Source organism: Ancylomarina sp. (assembly GCF_041555295.1).
Taxonomy (GTDB): domain Bacteria; phylum Bacteroidota; class Bacteroidia; order Bacteroidales; family Marinifilaceae; genus Ancylomarina.
Map to the genome: position 1 here is coordinate 1 of NZ_JBFFKR010000132.1, position 9314 is coordinate 9314.

The following is a 9314-nucleotide window of genomic DNA, read 5'->3' on the forward strand; positions in this document are numbered from 1 at the left end:
AAAAAGCAACAATATGTGTTTTTCACCAGAGGCTAGTTTTGCAGGGGGTATTATTATTTCTACAATAGGTATTGCAACTGTTAGGAAAGTTCATAAACCTTCCCAACTCGTGTTTGCGAGTATTCCCTTATTTTTCGGGATTCAACAAATTGCTGAAGGCTTTTTGTGGTTAACATTACCTTATCCGGAATATGATAATATTCAGAAAATTTCCACCTATATTTTCTTAGTTATGGCTCAGGTTCTTTGGCCGGTTATAATTCCAATTTCAATACTATTAATGGAGGAAAATAATAAAAAGAAAAAGATATTGAAAATTCTGCTAGCACTAGGCTTATCCTTATCGTTATATTATGCTTTTTGCTTGCTATCCTTCAATGTAAATCCACAAATTATGGATTATCATATCCATTATAATATCGATTTTCCCAAATCTTTAAGAATGGCGGCTTTTATAACATACTTAATTGTGACGATTACGCCTCTTTTTGTCTCGACTGTTAAAAAAACACATTTATTGGGCGCATTGATGTTCCTATCCTGTTTAGTTACAGCAATATTCTTCAGGCAATACCTCACATCAGTTTGGTGCTTCTTTGCTGCATTAATAAGCGGAGTGATCTACTGGATTCTAAGAGATACGAAGAGAAATTTTATTTTATTAAAAAACCCGTTCAAACCGACCAGCTCATAAATACAGGTTGAGAGACACCTGCCTTGGAACTTATCTTAAATTCAGACAATTAGACCGGACATAATCATGCCCCATTTCTTCAACAACGAATTGTATTGACCTAGTTCTATGGGCTGACAAGACAGTAACATTTTAAGTAAGAACACAGCTGCCATAGCAGTATCGTTTATCATCCAGACCTCCGAAGCTCTCGTACTCACTAAAAGAAAGCCAGTTTCAGCAATTTGAGAATCACGAAGGATATTGTTACCATTTCTAAAGCAACAACTGCAATTAAAATGCCGACATCAGAATTTCCCAACAGTTTCTTATATCGTGCAAATTGTTTTTGTGGATACAAACGAGATACCCACCAGCGTGTAATTCTATAAAAGAAATATCCAAGTCCTAAACCTAAGGCTATCCCCCCAAGAATATCTCCCGGATAATGAAGGCCTAAATACAACCGGGTATAGACAATCAATAAAGACCAAATTGCAATAAATAAGGTGTAAATATTATTCTTAAAGAGTTTTGAGGTATATATGGCAAAAGCAAAAACAGCAGTCGCATGTGAAGATACAAATCCAAATTTATCCCCTGCGTAAGCCTTTACCAAATTGACGGCACCCGAAAGAGCTGGTTCATGACTTGGACGCAATCGCTGTAGAATGTTTTTAAAAAGATAAGTTGAAATTAACTCTCCAAATAATATCAAAAATGAAAGTCCAATCAACCACCACCAAGCCTCTTTTCCTTTATACTTAAATATTTGGTAAGTCACTAAAATATAGAATGGAATCCAAAACTCAATTCGAGTAAAAAACATCATTATAGCATCCCAGAATGGGCTATGAGAAGAATTGAACCAAATTAATAGTTCATGATCAAGTTGAAGTAAAGTTTCCATAGTGAATTATAAGTGTAGAAGAACAATATCACAACGCAAGAACACAATCTTTTATTGCACTAATCAAACTTAGATCGGTTAATATTGTCAATCGATTTAGAGCAAAAAATAGGCTTGGTTTAATACCAAGCCTAAATCATAAAATAAATATATAAAAGACCTACTCAGCCTTATCAGCTATAGCGTTATCATCATTTATAGCGGTCCAAAGCATATCTTTCAGCTCAACAAGTCCCTGCTGGGCAACCGAAGAAATAAATGTGTATGGAATACTTGGTAAGTCCTTACGAATCTCATCTTTCAACTCCTCGTCCAACATGTCAGACTTCGTAATTGCTAACAAGCGTTTTTTATCTAAAAGCTCAGGATTAAATTGTTTCAGCTCATTCAAGAGAATTTTATATTCCTTATGAATATCGTCACTATCAGCGGCAACCATAAATAATAGAACTGAGTTTCGCTCGATATGACGTAAGAAACGTAGACCTAAACCACGACCTTCATGTGCTCCCTCGATAATTCCAGGGATATCAGCCATTACAAAAGATTTATTATCACGATAACCTACAATACCTAAGTTAGGCACTAGAGTTGTAAATGGATAATCAGCAATTTTTGGTTTAGCTGCTGATACTACAGATAGTAAAGTCGATTTCCCAACACTTGGAAAACCTACCAAACCTACGTCAGCTAGAACTTTAAGTTCTAAAATAACGACACGTTCAACACGTTCTTCACCTTGCTGTGCATATCGAGGTGTTTGATTAGTTGAAGAACGGAAGTTCCAGTTACCCAGACCACCACGTCCACCTTTTACTAAGATTTTGGTTTCGCCATCCTCAGTCACATCAAAAATAACTTCACCCGTTTCAGCATCACGAGCCACGGTTCCTAATGGTACTTCGATAACCTCATCAGCACCTTCGAATCCTGTACTTCTACTCTGACCTCCAGAACCACCATCTTTACCGAACACGTGTCGGCTAAAACGTAAATGAATCAATGTCCAAAGTTGCTTATTGGCTCTGATAATAATATGGCCTCCACGACCACCATCACCACCGTCGGGTCCACCTTTCATGGTTAACTTATCTCGATGAAGGTGAGCTGAACCTGGACCACCCGCTCCGGAGCGACAAAATATTTTAACGTAATCTACAAAATTAGATCCTGCCATGTTGTATTGATTTTTAGCCTAAATAACAAGCTGCTATGTGCTATGAGTTAAATACAACAGATGCAAAATGACAAATGCTGTATCTTTAAAATTCGTAACTAGTTATACGATATTGAGCTTTTGATTGAAACAAGTTTGCTCTACAAGAGCAACGATTCTTTCAAAAACTTCAGAGAGAGATCCCATGCCATCAAGAGCATAGTAAAGGCCTTTCGTTTTATAATAATCGGCAATGGGAGCTGTTACGTCATCGTAAATTCTCAATCGCTTAAGAATAACATCTCTTCCACTATCATCAGGACGACCTGACGATTCGCCTCTTTTAAGTAATCGCTGAATTAAAATTTCTTCTTCAACTTTCAATTCAATTACCAAATCAACATTTCCTTTTCTTTCTGCCAACATTTCGGCAAAATGATCCGTTTGTCCGATATGACGAGGAATACCATCGTAAACTATTCCTCTAGCATCGGCATGCTGATCTAAAAATTTTTCAACAATTCGGTAGGCTAATTTATCTGGGAAGAAATTACCTCCATCAATTAACCTTTTAGCTTCTAAACCTTCAAGTGTTGCAAATTTTATTTCTTCCCGACATACATCACCTGTTGATAAGTGAATCAAGTTGAATTTATCTTGCAATAACTTAGACTGAGTACCTTTCCCAGAACCTGGAGGTCCAAACATGATGATATTCACCATAGAAACTGAATGCTGTTATAAAATAAAACACTTCTTCTTAAAATCCAAGAATGAATTATAAAAAGAAGTTCAATTCATATATAAATCATAAGAGAAATCGAAAACAGATTGCTCACAAATGAATTTAGTCAATAACTGTATAGACATCAGGAAGATTTCTTCCGATACCATCGTAATCTAAACCACGACCAACAATAAAATCATTAGGAATATCAATACCTACATAGTCAATCTTCACATCACGCTTTAAAGCATCAGGCTTAAATAACATGGTTGCAACTAGAATCTCTTTAGCCTTATATTCTTCAATTTGAGCTAAAGTATTTTCCATTGTAATTCCTGTGTCAATAATATCTTCAAGAATAACAACTGTACGATCTTTAAGATCCTCAGTAAAACCCATCAATTTTTTCACCTTACCTGTTGTTCCCATACCTTCGTATGAAGTTAAACGCATGAAAGTAATCTCAGCATTTTCAACAGTTATTAGCTTCATCAAATCGGATGCAAACATGAACGATCCATTTAAAATACAAATAAACATTGGATTCTTTCCAGCTAAATCCTTATTCATCTTCTCAGCCATTTCTGCAATAGCATTATCAATCCTCTCAGCCGGGATAGATACCCTAAACTCTCTATCAAGAAGTTTTACAGTTTTCATCTGTCTATAATTTTATTTGCCTTCCCTATTCTTTCGGAAAGAGTTCGCCTCCTAAAATTCCAAATGGAATTAAATTAATGCTTCCGTTAGGTGATTATTCTTTTAATTTTATTCCCAAGTAAGCCGTTTTATTTTCATTAAAGAAAATCAACGTTCAAGATTCATCACTCTGTAAACATCAAGTTGCACCTAAGCTAAACAACAGCCATAAAATCATCAAGACAAGACATTTAAAGGATAAAAAAAAAGTTTTAAATCCATAATGTAACATCCATATTTTTTTTCCATTTTTGCCTTAAGCAAAAGCAACCATATGTTTGTTGATCATATAGAACTAAAACAATTCTTACTTGGCGACAAAAGTACAATTTTTTGTTATTAATTTTATAAATCCACCAATTAAAACACGATGAAAGCGAAAGTTAGTATTATCATGGGAAGTACTTCTGATCTTCCAGTTATGGAAAAGGCAGCCCAAATTTTGAACGATTTTAAAATTCCATTCCAAATAAATGCCTTGTCGGCTCACCGTACACCTGAAGAAGTTGAAGTCTTTGCAAAAGGTGCAATGGATAATGGTATTAAAGTTATTATCGCAGGTGCAGGTATGGCAGCGCATTTACCAGGTGTAATTGCAGCTATGACTCCACTCCCTGTAATTGGTGTGCCAATTAATGCTAGCCTTGATGGAATGGATGCTTTACTTGCTATTGCACAAATGCCTCCAGGAATTCCCGTTGCAACAGTTGCTATAAATGGTGCAATGAATGCTGGCATTTTAGCTGCTCAAATTATTGCATCGGGTGACGAAGCACTTCAAGCTGAAGTTATCAAATTCAAAGAAAGCCTAAAACAGAAGATCGTTAAAGCAAATGAAGAATTAGCTACAGTAAAATATGAGTATCGAGTTTGATAGTGAAAATCTATCTAATTAGATCGTAGAGATACATTTATAAATAATCCGCAAAGTAAATAGGTTTACTTTGCGGATTCTTTATTTACTCAGAACCAGAATAGTAAAAAAAACAATTAATATTTGACATATTAAAAATTCTGCACTAACTTCATGATTGATCTTAACACATTTAGCAATGAAATCGATCAATCTTATCCTACTATTACTATTTACATCGTATTTAAGTCAGGCCTCTTCTGAAAATCATATAGCAGGGACACGATCAAATGCTATGGCTAAGGCATCTGTTGCTTCATTCGATATCTGGGCTAATTACAACAACCAAGCTTCTTTAGCCAAACTCAAAAAAATCCAGTTAGGTATTTTTTACGAAAATCGATTTCAGCTCGAGGATTTAAGCACCAAAGCAATTGCTATTTACCTACCTACAAAACTTGGAGGTTTTAACTTTAACTATTCACAATTTGGTTCCGATTTATATAAAGAAAGTAAGATTGGCATAGGCTATTCAAAAGCTCTGGGGCAGCATTTCTGGGCTAGCGTTCAGCTCAACCAAATGCGTGTTAAACTAAATCAAATGTATGGAGAGCAGAGCAAGTATAACTTCGAAATTGGCTTATTAGCTGAAATAGTTTCTGACTTTTATGTAGGCTTCCATCTTTTTAATCCGACTCAGGAAAAGTTTGAAACCCTATATTTTGATGAAGCTATTCCAACTGTTGCACGCTTTGGTTTTTCGTGGCATTTATCAAAGGAAACTATGCTTAATTCAGAAGTTGAGAAGGATTTTGATAACGACATTCGTTTGAAATTTGGTATCGAACACAAACTACTTGAAAAACTATTTCTCCGTTTAGGAGTTTCCAATCATCCCAATCAAATTAGTTTCGGTTTGGGCTATAAATTCAAAATCATCAAAATGAATTTAGCCTATTCCAAACATCAGAATCTTGGATATACGCCTTCCATTGACCTCAATATTTCATTTTAAAATTTAGCTATGCTTCGTTTTAAATCTATAATAACTTTTATCACCATCCTATTGTTTGTATGCACAAAGCTAATCGGACAAAATACGGCTATTAGAAATGATATTATTGAGAAAATAATAGAGAATATTGCTGAAAATAGCGACGAAACGTTAGACTATACAGATCTATTAGAAAGATTCAATACATTATATGACAATCCCATCAACTTAAATAATGCTAGCAAAGATGAATTAGAACAATTACATCTCCTTTCAGATTATCAAATCCAAAACCTATTGGAATACAGAAAAGAAAGTGGTCTTATTTATAGTTTTTACGAACTAAGGTTATTGGATGGCTTTAACTATTCTATACTTCAGAAAATAATTCCTTTTACAAGCCTAAAGATTGACTCTCAAAAAATTTCAATTCAAACAAAAAGTAGAGCCAAACATTTTATTCTGGTCAGAACTCAAAGAACATTAGAGCAGGAAGAAGGTTATAGGTCGTATGTTTTTGAAGATGATGAACCAATAGGTACTGAAAACAACCCTCAATATCTTGGCAATGAATGGAAATATTATACGCGTTATAAATACAGCTCTCCTAAAAAGAATATTGAATTTGGATTTACCGCCGAAAATGACGCTGGCGAACCATTCTTTGAAGGTGAAAACGCTGAAGGGTTCGACTTTTATTCAGCATTTGTAAAATATAAGGGCAAGGGTACAATTCGCCAAATTAATATTGGTGATTACCAGATTAAATTTGGGCAAGGCTTGAGTCTATGGTCAGGCTTGGGATCTGGAAAATCTACATTTACGACTCAAAATGCCAAAAGACTGCAGGGTGTCAAGTCCTATCATTCTACTGACGAAAATCTATTTTTCAGAGGTGGCGCAATTGAGATTAAACTTCTGAAAAAAATTAACCTGACTGCTTTTGCCTCATCAAAAAAAAGAGATGCAAGCATTGAAAATGACTTAACCAAAAGTATCGTTAACACAGGTCTTCATCGTTCATATAGTGAATCAACGCAAAAGGATAAACTCGATGAAAAAATATGGGGTGGCACATTGCTTTTTAGCCTAAACAAGGTCGAATTTGGAGCTTCATTTCTAAAATCTCAATTTTCACCTGAAATTGCTAGCAAACCAGATGAACTCAATAAGATTTATGACTTTTCAGGAAAAGAAAACTCTAATATAAGTGCCTACTACGAAACTCGATATAAAAGAATTCATTTATATGGTGAAGTTGGACAAAGTAAATCGGGAGGTCATGCCATTTTACAGGGGATGCATTTGCAAGCTCATCCTCAATTATCCTTAGAAGTCATTTATCGAAATTACAATAAGGATTACCAAACTCTTTATGGTAATGCCTTTGGAGAACAATCTGGCACTCAAAACGAAGAAGGAATCTATTTTGGAGCTGAGTTTCATCCTTATCCTAAATGGACAGTACTAGCCTATTATGACTTGTACGAATTCCCCTGGCTCAAATATCGCGTTAGTTCTCCAACAACTGGTCGTGATTATCTTTCTCAAATAGAATTTAATCCTAACAAGAAGGTTTCAGTTTATTTCAGATACAAGCACGAAAATAAACCAGAGAACACAAATGATGAGAAACTTATAACCCCTGTTGATGTTTCAAAGAAACAATATCGTCTCCATTTATCCGCGAAACTAAATGAAAACTGGGAAATTAGAAATCGTTTAGAATTATCAGAATACAAAAAATCTAAGAAAGAAAATGGCTATCTACTTTATCAGGATCTAATCTATCATCATAGTCAACTACCATTTACAACAAGCGTTCGCTATGCTCTTTTCGAAACTGATTCGTTCAACACCAGAATTTATGCCTACGAAAATGACATTCTATATGCTTTTTCAATACCAGCTTATTTCAATAAAGGATCACGTTTCTATCTCAATTTCAGATACAAATTCAATAGATCTGCTAGTCTATACCTTCGATATGCACGCACACAATATGCCAATACCAAAAATATTGGTTCTGCGAACTCAGAAATATCAGGAGACACAAAATCGGAAATTAAACTACAACTAAAACTTAGTTTGTAAAAAATGCCACCTAAATAATTAAGTAGCATTTTTAAATTTTATTAATAAGTCATATAAACGTAACCAGATAAGGGTTGTTTCTTTATTCCAAATTTGAATATGTAATAATAAGTTCCTGGTGGAAGTCTATCATTAGAAATTTGTCCCTTAACATTTCCATAACCATCCCAATTATTATCGTAATCCCGTTTTTTATAAACGATATTTCCCCATCTATTGAAGATCTCCAAACTGTTTTCTGGAAATCTTTCCAAACCTACAATCTTAAATTTGTCGTTTAAACTATCGTTATTAGGTGTAATCGCATTGGGTATAAACACATCAATCGGAACAACAATAATTTTAACTCTCCCTTGTGTAGATAAACCATTTTCATCTCTCACCTCATATAGCATTATCAATTCTCCAATGTATCTTTCTCTAGTATTAAATTCCATACTAAGAAGATCTTCTACTGAGATGATATCTTTATCATTAAGAATCTGACCATTTGAAAGAACAATATCACCAAAATCAACCGTTGTCATAATCTTTACAGAAAGTTCATCGCCATCTGGATCAAAAGGACTTTCAAGGTTAATCGGATTATTCAACGAAGCTTCTTTTACTTCCATCTCGAAGTCAAAAACCCGAGGAGCATCATTCACTGGTAAAACAGAAATCGTCACTGTAGCTTGTCCACAAGCAGCTAAAGTTTCATTATCACAAAGCTCATAGGTAAACATATCTGTACCATTAAAATCTGCATCAGGAATGTAAGTATAGGTTCCATTAGTATTTATAGTCAAAATACCATGCTCAACATCTTCAATTGGAGATGTATTGATTTCGAAGGCATCACTATCAACATCCGAATCATTATCTAAAACACTTGCTCCATTTAATATTTCATCCTCGTTCACTTCAGCCTCATCGTTCATGGCCAGAGGTCCATCGTTAACTGATACAATTGTAATATTAACTGTAGCTTGATCACATTGCTCTGGCGTTCCATCATCACAAACACTATAGACAAAAGAATCTATTCCACTAAATTCAAGATTTGGAGTATAAGTGTATGTTCCATCATTATGAATGACCAAGCTTCCATTAGTTACATCAACGATTGGGTTTGTATTAATTCTCAAATTAGTGCCTGGAACCTTATAATCGTTAGTCAACAGGTTTTCACCATTCAACACTTCATCCTCATTTACTTCTGAAACATC

General features: G+C 34.7%; 9 protein-coding genes. 4 read left to right on the forward strand and 5 right to left on the reverse strand.

The annotated features are described in order from the left end of the window. On the forward strand, window positions 1-694 hold a 694-nt coding region (locus tag ABY905_RS10295), incomplete at its 5' end, for a DUF6629 family protein (RefSeq protein ID WP_372643315.1). 199 nt (window positions 695-893) lie between these two features. On the opposite strand, the gene ABY905_RS10300 is transcribed toward ABY905_RS10295, so the two are convergent. The 4 genes from ABY905_RS10300 to hpt all read right to left on the reverse strand — a co-directional run bounded on the left by ABY905_RS10300 (window position 894) and on the right by hpt (window position 4126). After that, the gene (locus tag ABY905_RS10300) at window positions 894-1583 is read right to left on the reverse strand and encodes a phosphatase PAP2 family protein (protein WP_372643318.1); all 690 of its coding nucleotides are present in this window, start codon (window positions 1581-1583) and stop codon (window positions 894-896) included. 160 nt (window positions 1584-1743) lie between these two features. Further along, window positions 1744-2760 (reverse strand): GTPase ObgE, encoded by a 1017-nt coding sequence (gene obgE / locus ABY905_RS10305; RefSeq protein ID WP_372643321.1) that lies wholly within the window; start codon window positions 2758-2760, stop codon window positions 1744-1746. 102 nt (window positions 2761-2862) lie between these two features. Beyond that, a complete protein-coding gene (locus ABY905_RS10310) occupies window positions 2863-3462 on the reverse strand; it encodes an adenylate kinase (RefSeq protein ID WP_372643323.1) in 600 nt (199 codons plus the stop codon). Window positions 3463-3586: 124 nt separating this feature from the next. After that, window positions 3587-4126, reverse strand: a complete 540-nt coding sequence (gene hpt / locus ABY905_RS10315) for a hypoxanthine phosphoribosyltransferase (RefSeq protein ID WP_372643325.1) — start codon at window positions 4124-4126, stop codon at window positions 3587-3589. A 409-nt stretch (window positions 4127-4535) separates the two neighbouring features. Between hpt and purE the strand changes: the two genes are divergently transcribed. From purE to ABY905_RS10330, 3 genes are all read left to right on the forward strand, one after another. Then, complete coding sequence (gene purE / locus ABY905_RS10320; protein ID WP_372643328.1) at window positions 4536-5039, forward strand: 5-(carboxyamino)imidazole ribonucleotide mutase; 504 nt, start codon at window positions 4536-4538, stop codon at window positions 5037-5039. A gap of 178 nt (window positions 5040-5217) precedes the next feature. Then, a complete protein-coding gene (locus tag ABY905_RS10325; RefSeq protein WP_372643330.1) occupies window positions 5218-6033 on the forward strand; it encodes a hypothetical protein in 816 nt (271 codons plus the stop codon). A 9-nt stretch (window positions 6034-6042) separates the two neighbouring features. Beyond that, window positions 6043-8106, forward strand: a complete 2064-nt coding sequence (locus tag ABY905_RS10330; protein WP_372643332.1) for a helix-hairpin-helix domain-containing protein — start codon at window positions 6043-6045, stop codon at window positions 8104-8106. A 41-nt stretch (window positions 8107-8147) separates the two neighbouring features. On the opposite strand, the gene ABY905_RS10335 is transcribed toward ABY905_RS10330, so the two are convergent. Continuing rightward, window positions 8148-9314 (reverse strand): tandem-95 repeat protein (locus tag ABY905_RS10335; RefSeq protein ID WP_372643334.1); only part of this gene is annotated, 1167 nt, incomplete at its 5' end.

What these genes read in the sequence shown, in the direction of transcription:
- ABY905_RS10300 (WP_372643318.1), bottom strand. Translation starts at nt 1,583, where the DNA reads ATGGAAACTTTACTTCAACTTGATCATGAACTATTAATTTGGTTCAAT.
- obgE (WP_372643321.1), bottom strand. Translation starts at nt 2,760, where the DNA reads ATGGCAGGATCTAATTTTGTAGATTACGTTAAAATATTTTGTCGCTCC.
- ABY905_RS10310 (WP_372643323.1), bottom strand. Translation starts at nt 3,462, where the DNA reads ATGGTGAATATCATCATGTTTGGACCTCCAGGTTCTGGGAAAGGTACT.
- hpt (WP_372643325.1), bottom strand. Translation starts at nt 4,126, where the DNA reads ATGAAAACTGTAAAACTTCTTGATAGAGAGTTTAGGGTATCTATCCCG.
- purE (WP_372643328.1), top strand. Translation starts at nt 4,536, where the DNA reads ATGAAAGCGAAAGTTAGTATTATCATGGGAAGTACTTCTGATCTTCCA.
- ABY905_RS10325 (WP_372643330.1), top strand. Translation starts at nt 5,218, where the DNA reads ATGAAATCGATCAATCTTATCCTACTATTACTATTTACATCGTATTTA.
- ABY905_RS10330 (WP_372643332.1), top strand. Translation starts at nt 6,043, where the DNA reads ATGCTTCGTTTTAAATCTATAATAACTTTTATCACCATCCTATTGTTT.